The 16,581-nt window shown below is 32.8% G+C and carries 15 protein-coding genes; 9 read left to right on the forward strand and 6 right to left on the reverse strand.

What is annotated here, in order from left to right; translation table 11 throughout:
• Positions 1 to 56 precede the first annotated feature (56 nt).
• Together ACNMOQ_RS00925 and ACNMOQ_RS00930 are read right to left on the reverse strand one after the other, a co-directional pair.
• Complete coding sequence (locus tag ACNMOQ_RS00925; protein WP_239752683.1) at positions 57 to 1,334, reverse strand: hydroxymethylglutaryl-CoA reductase, degradative; 1,278 nt, start codon at positions 1,332 to 1,334, stop codon at positions 57 to 59.
• Positions 1,334 to 2,491 (reverse strand): thiolase family protein, encoded by a 1,158-nt coding sequence (locus ACNMOQ_RS00930; protein WP_218708558.1) that lies wholly within the window; start codon positions 2,489 to 2,491, stop codon positions 1,334 to 1,336. Before ACNMOQ_RS00930 ends, ACNMOQ_RS00925 begins: the two co-directional genes overlap by 1 nt.
• Positions 2,492 to 2,592: 101 nt before the next feature.
• Between ACNMOQ_RS00930 and ACNMOQ_RS00935 the strand changes: the two genes are divergently transcribed.
• Together ACNMOQ_RS00935 and ACNMOQ_RS00940 are read left to right on the forward strand one after the other, a co-directional pair.
• A complete protein-coding gene (locus ACNMOQ_RS00935; protein WP_070045018.1) occupies positions 2,593 to 3,771 on the forward strand; it encodes a hydroxymethylglutaryl-CoA synthase in 1,179 nt (392 codons plus the stop codon).
• Complete coding sequence (locus ACNMOQ_RS00940; protein WP_416350120.1) at positions 3,768 to 4,193, forward strand: MaoC family dehydratase; 426 nt, start codon at positions 3,768 to 3,770, stop codon at positions 4,191 to 4,193. The genes ACNMOQ_RS00935 and ACNMOQ_RS00940 overlap by 4 nt, the downstream gene beginning before the upstream one ends.
• Before the next feature lie 39 nt (positions 4,194 to 4,232).
• Here the strand turns inward: ACNMOQ_RS00940 and brnQ are convergent, their stop codons facing one another.
• The 4 genes from brnQ to ACNMOQ_RS00960 all read right to left on the reverse strand — a co-directional run bounded on the left by brnQ (position 4,233) and on the right by ACNMOQ_RS00960 (position 10,249).
• The gene (gene brnQ / locus ACNMOQ_RS00945) at positions 4,233 to 5,597 is read right to left on the reverse strand and encodes a branched-chain amino acid transport system II carrier protein (RefSeq protein ID WP_416350391.1); all 1,365 of its coding nucleotides are present in this window, start codon (positions 5,595 to 5,597) and stop codon (positions 4,233 to 4,235) included.
• A gap of 537 nt (positions 5,598 to 6,134) precedes the next feature.
• Positions 6,135 to 6,683: a TetR/AcrR family transcriptional regulator gene (locus ACNMOQ_RS00950; protein WP_147640685.1), complete on the reverse strand. Its 549-nt coding sequence runs from the start codon at positions 6,681 to 6,683 to the stop codon at positions 6,135 to 6,137.
• Between the two features lie 231 nt (positions 6,684 to 6,914).
• Positions 6,915 to 7,844, reverse strand: coding sequence for a glycine betaine ABC transporter substrate-binding protein (locus ACNMOQ_RS00955; protein WP_416350121.1), 930 nt, complete (start codon positions 7,842 to 7,844; stop codon positions 6,915 to 6,917).
• Positions 7,845 to 7,858: 14 nt separating this feature from the next.
• The gene (locus ACNMOQ_RS00960) at positions 7,859 to 10,249 is read right to left on the reverse strand and encodes an MMPL family transporter (RefSeq protein ID WP_416350122.1); all 2,391 of its coding nucleotides are present in this window, start codon (positions 10,247 to 10,249) and stop codon (positions 7,859 to 7,861) included.
• Between the two features lie 419 nt (positions 10,250 to 10,668).
• On the opposite strand from ACNMOQ_RS00960, the gene ACNMOQ_RS00965 reads away from it, so the two are divergent.
• The 7 genes from ACNMOQ_RS00965 to ACNMOQ_RS00995 all read left to right on the forward strand — a co-directional run bounded on the left by ACNMOQ_RS00965 (position 10,669) and on the right by ACNMOQ_RS00995 (position 16,577).
• Positions 10,669 to 11,424, forward strand: coding sequence for a DeoR/GlpR family DNA-binding transcription regulator (locus ACNMOQ_RS00965; RefSeq protein WP_135032093.1), 756 nt, complete (start codon positions 10,669 to 10,671; stop codon positions 11,422 to 11,424).
• A gap of 186 nt (positions 11,425 to 11,610) precedes the next feature.
• Positions 11,611 to 12,039 carry a galactose-6-phosphate isomerase subunit LacA gene (gene lacA / locus ACNMOQ_RS00970; protein ID WP_016998942.1) on the forward strand — a complete coding sequence of 143 codons (429 nt, stop codon included), beginning with the start codon at positions 11,611 to 11,613 and terminating at the stop codon, positions 12,037 to 12,039.
• Positions 12,040 to 12,056: 17 nt separating this feature from the next.
• Positions 12,057 to 12,572 (forward strand): galactose-6-phosphate isomerase subunit LacB, encoded by a 516-nt coding sequence (gene lacB, locus ACNMOQ_RS00975; RefSeq protein ID WP_064204377.1) that lies wholly within the window; start codon positions 12,057 to 12,059, stop codon positions 12,570 to 12,572.
• Between the two features lie 12 nt (positions 12,573 to 12,584).
• A complete protein-coding gene (locus ACNMOQ_RS00980; RefSeq protein ID WP_147640689.1) occupies positions 12,585 to 13,517 on the forward strand; it encodes a tagatose-6-phosphate kinase in 933 nt (310 codons plus the stop codon).
• Between the two features lie 4 nt (positions 13,518 to 13,521).
• On the forward strand, positions 13,522 to 14,502 hold the full coding sequence (gene lacD / locus ACNMOQ_RS00985; protein WP_016998945.1) for a tagatose-bisphosphate aldolase: 981 nt from the start codon (positions 13,522 to 13,524) through the stop codon (positions 14,500 to 14,502).
• 24 nt (positions 14,503 to 14,526) lie between these two features.
• On the forward strand, positions 14,527 to 14,841 hold the full coding sequence (locus tag ACNMOQ_RS00990; protein ID WP_016998946.1) for a PTS lactose/cellobiose transporter subunit IIA: 315 nt from the start codon (positions 14,527 to 14,529) through the stop codon (positions 14,839 to 14,841).
• Positions 14,842 to 14,843: 2 nt separating this feature from the next.
• Entirely contained in the window at positions 14,844 to 16,577 is a 1,734-nt protein-coding gene (locus ACNMOQ_RS00995) for a lactose-specific PTS transporter subunit EIIC (protein ID WP_257504513.1), read from the forward strand.
• The last annotated feature ends 4 nt before the right edge of the window (positions 16,578 to 16,581 follow it).

Below are 16,581 nucleotides of genomic sequence, written 5' to 3' on the forward strand. Positions count from 1 at the left end.
TGATTAATCCCATCCAAAAAAGAGCTAAGGATTTATATCCCTAGCTCTTTTTCTTACTATTTACTTCTAATTTCTTTTAATATTTCTTCAGCTGTAGTCAGATTTGGGTTAGATGATTGTTTTAAGGCTGTTGTTACAGCGTGTATTTCGTCTCCTTTGGCACCTATTTTAATCGCGAGTGATTTATAGTGTAGGTTCATATGTCCTTGTTGTATGCCTTCTGAAACGAGCGCTCTACATGCTGAGAAGTTCTGTGCTAACCCAACTGCTGCCATTACGTGTCCTAGTTCTTGTGATGTTTGTACGTTTAGTATGTCTAATGCAACTTTTGATGCTGGTAACAGCCCGATACCACCACCTATTGTTCCGATTGCTAGTGGTAGTTCAATACTGCCGATAAGTTGTTTGTTTTCTTTATCAAATTTCCATGTTGTTAATCCTCGATATTGTCCATCTTTACTAGCATATGCATGTGCGCTTGCTTCTACGCTTCTTGTATCATTGCCTGTAACTAACACGACTGAGCTAATACCATTCATAACTCCTTTGTTGTGTGTGACAGCTCTATATGGATCTATGTGAGCTAATACAGATGCTCTTTCCATACGATATGCAACTTCTTCTCCACTCATACCATTTTTCTCTAAATCTTTGATGTTGATTTTACCCTCGATACGTACAACAGATGTTGTGTTGTAATTGGAAAGGATGCTCATCAATATTTCATTGTTATCGAGTTCTGTTTCTAAGTAGCTCGCAATACCTTCAAGTATAGTGTTGATAATGTTAGCCCCCATTGCATCGCATGTATCCACATGGACTTTTAAGGAAAGCATGTGTTCTTTAGGGAATTCATCTATTTCTATTTTTTGATATCCGCCGCCTCTTTTCTTGATTGACGGATACGCTTTGTCAGCTACTTTATGAATTTGTTCTTCTAATGCATATATTTTTTTGCTTAATTCTGTTGTATTGTTTACTTGATCAAATACAATTTGTCCTAATTTAGTTGTTCCAGTCTTAATGATTTTTAGACCGCCCGTATTGTTAAAAAGTTTTGAACCATAACTTGCAGCTGCTACGACTGAAGGTTCTTCAACCATCATAGGAACAACATATGCTTTATCGTTTACTATTATTTCTGGCAATATACCTATTGGCAGAGTACCTTGTCCAATAACATTTTCAATTAAATTATCTAATAGTTCTTTATCTATTACAGAATGATTGTGTAGGATTTGTTCAGATTCTTCATTTAGCCAACCATGTTTTTTGAGTTGTTCAATTTTCTCTAATCGAGATAAATGTCTAAAGTCTTTTGTTAATTTTTCCATTATTGATCTGCTCCTCTTTCTATCATTAAAGCAATACCTAAGCCACCACCGATACAAGCTGTCGCGATACCAGTTTGTTTATTCTCTTGATGTAGTGCATAAGATAAAGTTGTAACCAATCTTGACCCTGTGGAGCCTAACGGATGTCCTAAAGCAATTGCGCCACCATATATGTTGAAAATCTCATCTGGAATATTTAAATTTTTCTTAACTGGTATACTTTGAGCTGAGAAAGCCTCAGTCATTTCTACTAAATCTATATCTTCGATAGTTTTGTTAACTTTATTGAGCAATGCTTCAACTGCATAAAAAGGTGCGTATCCCATATATAAAGGGTCACAACCTATTTCTGAATGTTCTCCTAACGTAGCTAAAATTGTATAATTGTGTTCTTTAGCATAGTCTTCATCCATTAGGATTAAAGCAGATGCGCCATCGCTTAATGCTGATGCATTTCCAGCTGTAATCGTACCGTCTTCTTTAAAGATTGTTTTTAAAGAACCTAAATCTTCCATGTTACTTTCAGGTCTAACTAATTCGTCAGCATTCATCATTTCGCCGTTTGTATCTTCGAGTGGAACAATTTCCTTATCAAATTTACCTGCTTGAATTGCTTCATGAGCTTTCAAATGAGAATTTAACGCAAATTCATCTTGGTCTACACGACTTACTTCATACTTTTCAGCAATACGTTCAGCAGTTAAACCCATTGGTATTTGATTAAATACATCTGTTAAACCATCATGCATAAAACTTTTTACAGGGGCAGTGTCCTTTTTTAAAATAAGTTCTGGAGCATTTGTCATGCTTTCGATACCACCAACAGCTACAACCTCAGCTTCTCCTAACTGTATGAGTTGTTTACCTAAAATAATAGATTTTAGGCCAGATCCACATACTTCATTTACTGTCATTGCTGGCGTCTTGTATGGGACGCCTGAATTAATACCGATTTGTCGAGCAGGATTTTGACCACTGCCAGATTGAATAACATTCCCGAAAATAATATTTTGTATTTGAGCTGGATCTATTTGAATTTTATCTATAGCAGATTTTAAGGCAAAAGTGCCAAGTTCCACCGCTGAATAACGGCTTAATTTCCCTCTAAATTTTCCTACAGGTGTTCTTTGAGCACTTACGATAACAACTTTTTTCATGAATTGTATCTCCTTTTATAAATTTATTAATTAATATTTGTAATTAAATACCCTCATTTGATATGATTTTATTATAAAATAAACCTCGAAAGGAATTTATTATGATAATAGGTATTGATAAATTAGATTTTTATATCCCAAACTTCTATGTCAGTATGACTGATTTAGCAAAAGCACGTCAAATAGAACCAGAAAAATTTACGATTGGAATTGGCCAAACAAAAATGGCTGTAAATCCCGTGAGCCAAGATATCATCTCTATGGGTGTCAACGCAGCTCAAAATATGTTAACTGAAGAAGACAAAAAAGATATCGAAATGGTAGTCGTTGCTACAGAATCTGGTGTTGATCATTCTAAAGCAGCATCTATAGAAATACACAGCATGCTTAATATACAACCATTTGCACGTTGTATAGAAATGAAAGAAGCATGTTATTCAGCTACAGCAGCTATTCAATTAGCTAAAGATTTCTTATCTAATCGTCCAGACAAGAAAGTTCTTGTCATTGCTTCAGACATTGCACGTTATGGTTTAAACTCTGGTGGAGAACCTACACAAGGTGCTGGTGCAGTAGCAATGCTAATTAGCCACAACCCTAGAATTTTGACGTTAAACGACGACAGTGTTGCACATACAACAAATGTATATGATTTCTGGCGTCCAACGTCTGAAAAATATCCAGTAGTTGATGGAGCTTTATCTAAAGACGCATATATTGATTCTTTCAATACACTTTGGAATGAATACACTAAAAGAACTAAATATGGTTTAAATGATTTTGAATCATTCTGTTTCCATGTGCCATTTACTAAAATGGGACAAAAAGCCTTTAAGACTATTTTAAGCGAAAACGTAGAAGATTCAACAAAAAATAGATTGATGGATGCATATCAAGATTCTGTTAACTATAACCGTGATGTAGGGAATATTTATACAGGTTCATTATACTTAAGTTTAATATCTTTACTTGAAAATCACGAATTTAAAGATGACCAAAAAATCTGTTTATTTAGTTACGGATCAGGAGCAGTAGGGGAAATATTCAGCGGTTCACTTGTACCGGGCTATGAGAAAATGTTAGATAAAGAAAGACATTTAGATATGCTTAAATCTCGAAAAGAACTGACTGTAGAAGAATACGAACATTTCTTTAATCGCTTTGATAATGGAGAATTTGACCTTGAGCAAGAATTAACGCAAGATCCATATACAAAAGTATATTTAGATAGTATCGAAGGTCATATTAGAAACTATAAACAACAAGGAAATGAATCATGAAACTAGATGAATTTTCCATCGGTGATATATTTGAAACAAAACCATATGCTTTAACTGAAGATGATGTTAAAAAATTTGCTAGTGAGTTTGATCCGCAATACATGCATTTAGATCATGAAAAAGCTAGTCAAGGTATGTTTCAAGGTATTATAGCATCAGGTATTCATACGCTCGCTTTATCATTCAAATTATGGGTGGAAGAGGGTAAGTATGGTGATGATGTGATTGCCGGGACTAAGATGGAAGCTGTTAAATTTATTAAGCCAGTATATCCAACAGATGTATTAAGTGTACGAGCCGAAGTCATTAACAAGAAAGTATTAAATGATGAACAAGGGTTACTCACTGTTCTTTTATCAACATTTAATGATAAAAACATAAAAGTATACCAAGCAGAATTAACTGCACTTATAAAAAGATAATAAAACGCGCTTTCAATTTGAAAGCGCGTTTTATTATTCTTAAGCAGGAATTTCTTTATTTTGATTTTTAGTTAGTTTATATACGCTTAAACCAATTACAAAACCTAAAATAGACGGAAGTAGCCAGCCCATTCCAATATCAAAAAATGGTAACCATTTTTCACCGAATGAGATAACAACTTGAGCAAATTTTGTGTTTAAGAATACTTCAGGGCTCGCTTGAACTCCGTCTACAAAAGAAGCAATCATTGTGAAATATGTAGTGAAACGATAGACCGTTCTTGAATGATTAAATAAAGGACTGAATAGTGTTAGTAATATTAAAGTGATTGCAAGTGGATATAAGAACATCAGTACAGGTGTTGAATAAGTGATGATTTTAGTTAATCCAACGTTTGCAAACACACATGACATAATACTTACTACTGTAGCTAATACTAAGTAATTTTGTTTTGGAAATAGGTCTACGAATGTTTCTGAAAAAGCAGTGATAAGACCGATAGCTGTTTTTAAACATGCGACAATAATAATTAAACCTAAAATGATAATGCCGTAATTTCCTAGGTAATATTGAGCAATTTGAGCTAAAGCAATACCGCCATTTTCACTGATTTTGAAGTGGCCAAGACTCATTGTTCCCATAAAAGCTAATAAGCTATAAATAACACCCATTAAAACAATGCTAATTGTCCCAGATTTAATTGTTTCTTTAGCAATACCATTCGGACTTGTTATGCCTAATTTTTTAATTGTTGAGACTATAATTACACCGAAAGCTAGTGAAGCTAAAGCATCTAGTGTATTATAACCATCTATGAAACCAGATAATAATGAACTCTTGTCATATTTAGGATTAATCGGAGCTTCTGAAATACCACCCATAGGATTTATAAAAGATAAAAGAATAACAATACCAAGTAAAACTAAAAATATTGGGTTTAAAAACTTTCCAATATAATCTAAAATTTTGGAAGGTTTTCTTGCGAAAAACCAAGCTATTGCAAAGAATAAAATACTAAAAATAGATAAGTATAATGTACTAGACGAACTTGAAATAAAAGGTGAAAAAGCAATTTCAAAAGAAGTCGTAGCTAACCTTGGTAAAGCAAAGAATGGTCCGATTACGAGATATAGAGCAATCGTGAATATATAAGCATAGATCACGCTGACTCTGGAAGATATCTCAAAAATACCGCTTGTTTTAGATATTCCAATAGCAACAATACCTAAGAAAGGTAAACCAATTGCAGTAATTAAGAACCCTAAATTCGCGGTAAATACGTTAGAACCAGCTAATTGACCTAAATGAAGCGGAAAGATTAAATTGCCTGCCCCAAAAAATAAACCAAATAGCATGGATCCAATAAAAATATTCTCTTTTATTGTTAATTTTGTTTTCATGATATTTGTATGTATCCTCCATTATTATTTTAGCGGAATAGTAAGTGATTTTTATTCACTACAACCTATAAAATTACAAAAAAGTTGTAATAATATAATTAATTATGAATAAATTAATTACAAACTGCATTGTATATGAACTATCTTATATTTTTATAGACATTCAAGTCAATAAGGTTTTGAGAGAAATAAGAATGTTATAAAAAAAGAAAGAAGACTTAGGTGAATTTATTGTAATATAGTATTAAGTATAAGCGTTGGGAAATCTGGAGGTAGAAAGGCACTGAATATTGCAAGACGAGCATCACGTGCAACATATAAGGTCAGGATATTGCAAGACGAGCATCACGTGCAACATATAAGGTCAGGATGTTGCAAGACGAGTGCCACGTGCAACATAGAGGGTCAGGATGTTGCAAGACGAGTGCCACGTGCAACATATAAGGTCAGGATATTGCAAGACGAGCATCACGTGCAACATTCAGAATCATTAATAAAATTTCAAGCCCTAAAAAAACAGTATTTTTGAGGTAGTGTTTTCTACTCAAAAATACTGTCTGGGCCTTCTTCTACTATTTCTAATAGTTCTTCAATAGTATAATCATATTTATTGTTATGCCATTGTTTGATTACATGTATAATCCCACTGCCATAGAAATCACTTACTAAATCTGGATGGCTTGAGTTTCGTACTTTTTTACATATCGGGTCATCATTAACCGGAGCAAACTCTTGTAAAAGTCTACTACTTATTTTGGTTAATTCATTAAAGACATCTACGTGATGTGATGTATTAATTACGTGATTAAGTAGCTCTCTATTGTTATATACATAATGGATTGTAGCTTCGAATAACGAATCATAACGTGAAGCTTTTACTTCGTTATATAAAAGTTCTGCTATGTATTGTGTAATATGATAGAGTAAATCGAATTTATCTTCAAAGTAACGATAAAATGTACTTCGATTAACTTCTGCTTCTTTACAGATCTTTTGAACAGTTAGTTGATCAAAATCTGTTTCATGCAATAAGTCAAAAGAAATTTGAGTAATGTGTTGGACTGTTCTTTTTTGCGCAGACGAATACACTGTAAAATTCTCCTTTTTGGTTACGGAATTCATAAGCTTATATTAATGTATTCATCGACTTATAACAAATAAAATCCATTATATAAAATAAGAAATTAAATAAAATACAAAAAGAAGAGCCCGAGACATAAACAATTGTCTCGGGCTCTATCATTAAATTGGCAGTAGGCGACTGGATTGAAAAAGTGATTGTATCAAATTTTTTCAATCTTACTCTCTAGACCTATAACATTAATTTTCTTTTATGCCTTCAGTCCATTTATCTTTTTTACTTTCATGATTATTAACGTAATCTTCAGCTACTTTTTGTGGGTCTTCGTTAGCCACATAGATTTTTTTAGATAACTCTTTTTCGTCATCTTCATTCCAATCATTAGCAATACGTGTCGCTATTTTATAAGCTGCTGGATGATTGTTTTTGAAGTTTTTATTGAATACTAAGTTTACGTGTTCTTTACCACTGCCATATATTTTATCCGGATCGTCTAACATTTTGAAATCCATTTCTTCGAATATCCAGTGGGGTTGAGTTCCAGTGAAGATGATGGGTTGTTGTTTTTTATATTTTTCTTGAATTGTTTTTAACATTTCTTCATCTGAAGATTTATCAAGTTTCCAATCACTGAAATCATTATCTTTTAATGCTTCATTTGTTTCTTTCATAACACCGTTTCTATTATCTGTACCCGTGATTGTCCAATCTACTGATTTTCCTAAATCATTATCATTTTTTAAATCATCAATTGAGTCTACATCTTTCATATATTTAGGCACTGCCAATGAAACATTTGCTTCATCAATTATATTTTTGTCATCGTAAACTTCTAAGTTATCATATTTATTTAAATAACTTTTGTCTGTTGACGGAAAAATACCAGCTGCGTTAAACGAGTTAGAGTTTTCTGATGTTGCTGAATACAATGGTCCGCTAGCAGGTACCGGCGTAGTTACGACATCATAGCCTACATCTTTTAATACTTCAGCGATAACAAGTGAACGTGCTGCTGAATTATCCCCTTTATACGGAATTTCGATTTCTTTTCCGCCTAGATCAGTAGATGAATTTTCTTCTGAACTTCCACTTCCACAAGCACTTAATATCATTGCAATCATTAGTGTTGTGACGAGGCCAATTATTTTGAATTTACTATTTTTAAACAATCTGAGAACCTCCTTTACTCATTATTATCGTCATTCAAGTCTTCTTGATTATCTTCTTTTAAATCTTCCTGATTAATATATTTGTCATAAACGGAAGGATTATATTCTTTTGCGTAAAGCATTAATGCATTGAATAGTATCATTTGATCTGAAGAATCATTTGATAAATCTTTGAATAAATTAGTTGTTCTTTGTTCAACATTTTGATTATTTGGGTCTACGCCAAAGTTATAAGTACTATTATGAGTATCTTCTTCTGAACCTTCTTGTAAAGCGTGACCTTCAACATCTATTCTAGGTAAGAGACGGTCTAACCATTTAGGCATATACCATGAAGCGTTACCGAATAGTTTTGTAAGTGCTGGTATCAGTGTCATACGAACGATGAATGCATCGAATAACACACCAAATGCTAGAGAAATACCCATGGACTTGATGGTTACATCATCTTGGAAAACGAATGCGATGAATACACTGAACATAATAAGTGCTGCTGCAACAATTACAGGACCACTTTGTTTAATACCAACTTTAATAGAATGTGCGTTATCTCCTGTTTTGCTGAACTCTTCGTGAACACGTGACATTAAGAATAATTCATAGTCTATTGCTAAACCGAACAAGAGACCTATTGTAATTACAGGTAAGAATGCCAAGATTGGACCTGTAGCATCAATTCCGAATAATCCGCTTAAGAAACCTTCTTGCATAACGAATGTTGTGAATCCTAATGTTGCCATTAATGATAGAACAAAGCCTAGAACAGCTTTTAATGGTACAAGGATTGAACGGAATACGAATAGTAATAGTACGAATGCTAGAGCTACGATAACGCCAGCGAATACTGGTATAGCATCATTTAATTTTTTAGACATATCTATGTTAATAACACTTTGTCCAGAAATTTCAGTATTAAAGTCATATTTGTCTTGTGCTTGGTCATCATAATCTCTTAAGTCATAAACTAAATCGTTTGTTGAAACAGCATTAGGACCTTCTTCAGGTGTTATTGCTAACAATGCATAGTTATTGTTGTTTGTTAACTGTGGTGAAGATACTTTGTCGACGCTATCTAGATCTTCTAAGTCGTCTCGAACATTATCTAGATTACGTTTAATTGTATTTTCACTACCATTGTCTTTTGTATTGATTAACATAACAATTTGACCGTTATAACCTTCTCCAAACTCTTTAGAGACTAATTCATTTGCTTTATATGCAGATGAATCTGCAGGTTTCATACCGTCATCAGGCATACCTAGGCGCATTTGTGCGACAGGTATAATCGCTAAACCTAAAACAACTAAACTTAAAATAACAGCGATAACAGGTTTGCCAACTACAAAGTTAGACCATGGTGTATCGTACCCTTTATTATCTGTATTTTTCTTATTTTTAATTTTAATATGTTTATGGAATATACTGATAAACGCTGGTAATAATGTTAATGCTGCTAATACAGCGAATAGAACACTGATAGCTGATGCATAACCCATTACTGCTAGGAATTCGATACCTACTAGAGATAAACCACAAACAGCAATAATTACTGTGATACCAGCAAAGATAACGGCACTACCAGCTGTCCCAACTGCCATACCTATTGCTTTAAGTGGATCTTTTTCAGTTTGGGATACTTCTTTATATCTAAATAGAATAAATAGTGAATAGTCAATACCGACGGCAAGACCAATCATTACTGCCAGTGTCAGTGTGACATTAGGTATATCGAACACGTAAGTCAGTAGCCCTATTAAACCAATACTAGAACCTAGTCCGATTACAGCACTGATAATTGGCATACCAGCAGCGATTAATGAACCGAATGTTATAAGTAAAATAACAAATGCTACAATGACACCGATAACTTCAGACATACCACCGATATCTACATCAGATGATGTGCCTTCTGTCGTTTCAATTTGTAGATTATGATCATCTTCTAATTTATTTAATTCGTGCATGATATTATTTTTAGAAGAATCTTTTAATGAAGTTTGCGATACAACGTAATTAATATCTGCAATTGCAGTATCTTTGTCGTCGTTGATTTGTTTACTTTCATAAGGATTAGAGACATTTAAGATGTCATCATCATCTTGTTTAATATCGTCTAACGTTTTTTCAATATCTTTTTTAGTGTCTTTATCATTTATCCCATTTTCAGATTGGGAATGAAAGACAATACGCATTGATGCTTTTTCACTATCCTGATGAAATTCTTTATTAATTTTTTCATTAGTATCTAGTGATTTTAAACCATTCATTTGAATATCATCATCAAACTTTGGTGCATTTAACGTTAAAGGTAATACGATAACTGCTATTAGTATAATCCAAGCAAATACCGCTAACCATTTTTTCTGAGCTATAAATGTTCCTAGCTTGTATAAAAATTTCGCCAAAACGATTTCCTCCTAAAATATTTTTAAATGTCAGTACAAATTGAATGGTAAATTAAAAAAACTATCCATATTTATGAATAGCGCACCACTTCATACTTCATTTCGGTTTGATAAGATTACCCTAACACTCTATACAATAAGAAGACACCAATAATTTTAAACTTGTGTTGAATAATGCAACACTTTTAGAAGTTTGTTGGCATTTAATTTATAAATTCAAGTAAAAATGTATGGATAAGTATTGAAAAATGAAAATTAGTAACAACAAATGAAGTTAGTTTTATAAAAGTAATTAATTTGTTAAATATTAATAAAAATTAAACATAATCAAACAAAGTCTGATATATTAATAAGTAAATGTTTCTTTTTCAAACAACTTTATTGTAAAACGAACAATAATATAAAGGGGGTCATAAGAATTGAATAAATATGATAGATTAGATGAAATAACTGACTTAGTTAATCGAAAAGGATCAATAAGAATTGCTGAAATAGTTGAAGAACTCAATGTTTCTGATATGACAATAAGACGGGATTTAGCTGAATTAGATGAACAAGGCATATTAACCAAAATACATGGTGGGGCAAGAAGTAACTCAGCATTTCAATATAAAGAAATGTCACATAAAGAGAAACATACACAATATATTGCAGAGAAAAAACAAATAGCTAAAAAGGCAGCTACTCTTATTGAAGAAGGAAACACAGTGTTTTTAGGGCCAGGTACAACTGTAGAATTATTAGCGGAAGAAATTCATAATAAAAATTTATCAGTTATAACAAACTGTTTGCCTGTATTTAATATTTTGTTTAAAAAGAAAAATGAATATTTCAAAGTCTATTTAATTGGTGGAGAAATGAGAGAAATTACAGAATCATTTGCAGGAGATATGACGAATAGTGCATTAGAAACAATGAGATTTAGTAAAATGTTCTTCAGCGCTAATGGCGTAAAAGGAATGGATGTTATGACATCTTCACATGAAGAAGCATACACTCAAAAATTAGCGCTTAGAAATTCTATAGAGAAATATTTGCTCGTTGACTCATCAAAAATAGGAAAAGAAGATTTCGTTTCATTTTGTGATTTGAAATCATTAAACGGTGTCATAACTGATGGTAAAGACGAAGACAAAAATAAAATAATAGCAGATTATACAGAAGTCATTATATAAACAAGAACTAAACGATAAAAGACAAAATCTAAACAGATTTTGTCTTTTTTTATATTATTTAAACAAAATCGAACAATAAATGTTGATTATATGTTCGTTTACGTTTATAATCTAAACATAATCATTTTGTAAGCGTTTATATTGTTTAAAGAAACAAGAAATAAACAAATAGAAAGGAAGATTTGAATGAATGTCGTAATTGGTTCAGATGAGCATGGGAAAAATCTAAAATCACGTATCAAACAATATTTATTGAAAAACAATTATAAAGTTGTAGATGCTACAGAAGGTAATGATGTTGACTTCGTAGATGCGACCTTAGCTGTTGTTAAAGAAGTTCAAACAAATGAAGAAAATTTAGGTATTGCAATAGATGCATACGGAGCAGGCAGTTTCATGGTAGCAACAAAAATTAAAGGCATGATTGCTGCTGAAGTTTCCGAAGAAAGATCAGCATATATGACAAGGGAACATAATAATTCGAGAATGATTACGATAGGTTCAGAAATTGTTGGAGAACAACTCGCAATTAACATTGTTCAAGAGTTTATTAACGCTAAATATGATGGTGGAAGACATCAAATTCGTGTCGATATGTTAAATAAAATGTGCTAAATGAGGAGGAAATATAGATGAAGATTGCAATTGGTTGTGATCATATTGTTACAGATACAAAAATGGCAGTTTCACAATTTTTAAAAACGCTTGGTCATGAAGTGATTGATTGTGGTACTTATGATTTTGCGAGAACACATTATCCTATTTACGGAAAAAAGGTCGGAGAAGCAGTAACAACTGGAGAAGCAGATTTGGGTGTATGTATATGTGGGACTGGCGTTGGTATAAATAATGCTGTTAATAAAGTTCCAGGTGTACGTTCTGCTCTAGTAAGAGATATGACTTCTGCTATTTATGCTAAAGAAGAATTAAATGCGAACGTGATTGGATTTGGAGGCAAAATCATTGGTGAATTATTAATGTGCGATATTATTGAAGCTTTTATTGAAGCTGAATATAAACCTACAGAAGAGAATAAAAAGCTTATTTCTAAAATTAAATATTTAGAAGGTCAAAGTGAAAGCCAAACAGACGCTCATTTCTTTGATGAATTTTTAGAGAAGTGGGATAAAGGTGAATATCATGATTAAAGGAATATTATTATGATTTTAACGATTACGATGAATCCTTCAGTAGACATATCATATCAATTGGATAATTTATCAATCAATCATGTTAATAGAACAAATAAATTGAATAAAACCGCTGGTGGAAAAGGTTTAAATGTAACGAGAGTTTTAAACCAGTTAAATGAACAAGTTGTGGCTTCTGGTTTAAAAGGTGGTAAACTCGGAGAATTTCTTGAACAATCTTTGAATGATCATAATATAGCAAATCACTTTTTTGAAATTCAAGGCAATACAAGAAATTGTATCGCTATATTACACGAAGGAAACCAAACAGAAATACTTGAAGGTGGACCTACTATTAGTACTGAAGAAATAGAAAGCTTTAATGAACATTTTGAAGAACTCGTGAGTAAATCTGACGTTGCTGTGATATCCGGAAGTTTACCTAAAGGCGTGGAACCAAATTTTTATTCAAGTTTAATAAAGACCTGTGATAAACACTCTGTTCCAGCAATTTTAGACTGTTCTAATAAAGCGCTTACAGAAGTATTGAGAGGTCAATATAAACCATTGTTGATTAAACCGAATATCGATGAAATCGCTGAATTACTTGGAGAACAAATAAATGAAGATATTGATTCATTGAAACAAGCAGTATCGAATCCAATATTTAAAAATATCGAATGGGTTGTTGTGTCTTTAGGTTCAAATGGTGTATTCGCTAAACATAAAGATAAATATTACAAAGTGGACATACCTAAAATACAAGTTGTGAATCCTGTTGGTTCAGGCGATTCAATGATAGCTGGTTTTGCGTCTGCTTTAATTAATAAAGCAACGAATGAAGAAATACTTAAAAAGGCAAATACTCTAGGTATGTTAAACGCACAAGAAACAGTTACGGGTTATATCAATTTAAAGAACTACGATGACCTTTATAACAAAATCAAAATTATTGAGGTGTGAACAAATGAATAAAATAGATCATAAATTTGAACAATTAAGGCGTTTAAGCGATGAGAAAGGTATCATATCAGCTTTAGCGTTCGATCAACGAGGCGCTTTAAAACGTATGATGGCTAAGTATCAAGATACAGAACCAACTTTAGAGCAAATAGAAAATTTAAAGACATTAGTTTCTGAAGCTTTAACAGAATATGCTTCTTCAATATTGCTAGATCCAGAATATGGTTTACCAGCTTCTAAAGTACGTAATAGTGAATCAGGATTATTATTAGCTTATGAAAAAACAGGCTATGATGTGAACACTAAAGGGCGATTGCCAGATTGTTTAGAAGATTGGTCGGTTAAAAGGATTAAAGAGCAAGGTGCAGATGCTGTTAAATTCCTTCTATATTATGACATTGATGATTCTGAAAGTATCAATATTAAGAAAAAGGCATATATAGAAAGGATTGGTTCTGAGTGTGTAGCTGAAAATATTCCATTTTTCTTAGAAGTATTAACTTATGACGATAATATTCCTGATAACGGAAGTGTTGAATTCGCTAAAGTTAAACCTAGAAAGGTTAATGGCGCTATGAAAGTATTCTCAGAAGAGAGATTTAATGTGGATGTATTAAAAGTAGAAGTTCCTGTAAACATGAATTACGTTGAAGGATTTGGAGAAAGTGAAATTGTATATACGAAAGAAGAAGCTATGCAATATTTCAGAGAGCAAGAGGATGCCACACACCTTCCATACATTTACTTAAGTGCAGGTGTATCTGCAAAATTATTCCAAGAAACATTGAAATTTGCACATGCATCAGGTGCTAAATTCAATGGTGTACTTTGTGGACGAGCAACTTGGGCAGGAGTCGTACCTATTTACATAGAAAAAGGGGAAGAAGCGGCTAGAAAATGGTTGCAAACAGAAGGCTTTAATAATATTAATGCATTGAATAATGTGATTAAACAAACAGCTGTTTCAGTTAAGGAGAAATTATAAGAACGAATTAAAGGAGTGTTAACCATGAATCGTGAAGAAACAACAATGTTAGGTTTTGAAATAGTCGCTTATGCAGGAGACGCTAGATCAAAATTACTAGAAGCATTAAACGCTGCACAACAAGGGGATTTCAATGAAGCAGAACAATTAATAGAAGGAGCTAATCAATGTATTGTAAGTGCTCATAATGCACAAACCGATTTGCTAGCTAAAGAAGCATCTGGCGAAGACATTGCATATAGTGTAACGATGATGCATGGTCAAGACCACCTTATGACTACTCTGCTTCTGAAAGACATGATGAAGCATATCGTTGAACTATATAAAAGAGGGAGCTGATAATTATGGAAGCACTTATCGCACAAATTGAAAAAGCTAAGCCACTTTTTGAAAAAATTTCTCGAAATATTTATTTAAGAGCTATCCGTGATGGTTTTATTTCAGCAATGCCTGTAATTTTATTTTCAAGTATTTTCTTATTAATAGCTTATGTACCAAACGTATTTGGTTTTACATGGAGCAAGAGTATTGAAGCTGCACTTATGAAGCCTTATCAATACACGATGGGTATTGTAGCATTGTTAGTTGCGGGTACTACTGCTAAATCTTTAACCGATTCGTATAACCGAAGATTAGAAAACACAAAGCAAATTAACTTTATATCTACTATGTTAGCATCGATTTGTGGCTTTTTATTTTTAGCTTCTGATTCGATAAAAGAGGGCGGATTTGCGAGTGAATTTCTAGGTACTAAAGGCTTATTAACAGCATTTTTATCTGCATTCGTAACAGTTATAATATATAACATTTGTGTTAAGAAAAACGTCACGATAAAAATGCCCGAAGAAGTTCCACCAAATATTTCACAAGTATTTAAAGATATTATCCCATTCGCTTTAGTTATTTTAGTGTTATATGGTTTTGATTTACTAAGTAGAGCAGCATTAGGATCAAATGTTGCTCACGCTATCATCAAGTTCTTCGCACCATTATTTACGGCAGCAGACGGCTATGTCGGTATTACTATTATATTTGGAGCTTTTGCATTATTTTGGTTCGTTGGAATTCATGGTCCTTCAATAGTGGAACCGGCAATAGCTGCTATAACTTATGCTAATATTGAAACGAACTATCAATTATTAAGTTCCGGTGCTCATGCAGACAAAATCATAACTTCTGGAACACAAATGTTTATTGCAACTATGGGTGGAACAGGTGCTACTTTAGTCGTGCCATTCATGTTTATGTGGTTAGCTAAATCTAAGCGTAATAAAGCGATTGGAAGAGCATCTGTAGTACCTACATTCTTTGGAGTGAATGAGCCTATTCTCTTTGGTGCGCCATTAGTGTTGAACCCTGTGTTCTTCATACCATTCATATTAGCGCCAATTGCAAACGTATGGATTTTTAAAATATTTGTTGATTTAGTTGGTATGCATAGTTTTAGTGTTAACCTTCCATGGACAACGCCAGCGCCTCTCGGAATTGTGATGGGAACAGGATTAGGAGTATGGTCCTTTATTTTAGCGATTACTTTAGTGATAGTAGATATTATTATTTATTACCCATTCCTTAGAGTGTACGATAGACAAATTGTTGAAGAAGAAATTTCTGGACTCAATCAAGCTGAGAATCTACAAGATAAAGTTAAGGAAAATTTTGATACAAGTAAAGCTGATAGTATTATAAGTAGTTCTAATAATAATGAAACTCAAGAATATGATGAAGAACAAAGTAATAATGACTTAAGCAACGATGAAGCCAAAAATGTATTAGTATTATGCGCAGGTGGCGGTACGAGTGGATTACTTGCTAACGCTTTAAACAAAGCAGCTAAAGAATTTGGAGCACACGTTACGGCAGCAGCTGGAAGTTATGGTGCTCATATGGACATTATGAAAGACTATGATTTAATCGTTCTTGCACCACAAGTAGCTTCAAACTACGAAGATATTAAACAAGACGTTGATAGATTAGGTCTTAAATTAGCAAAAACAGAAGGTGCAGAATACATTAAATTAACGCGTGATGGTAAAGGCGCATTAGAGTTTGTAAAAAATCAATTCAATAATTAGAAGG

Source organism: Mammaliicoccus lentus (assembly GCF_947036595.1).
GTDB lineage: Bacteria > Bacillota > Bacilli > Staphylococcales > Staphylococcaceae > Mammaliicoccus > Mammaliicoccus lentus.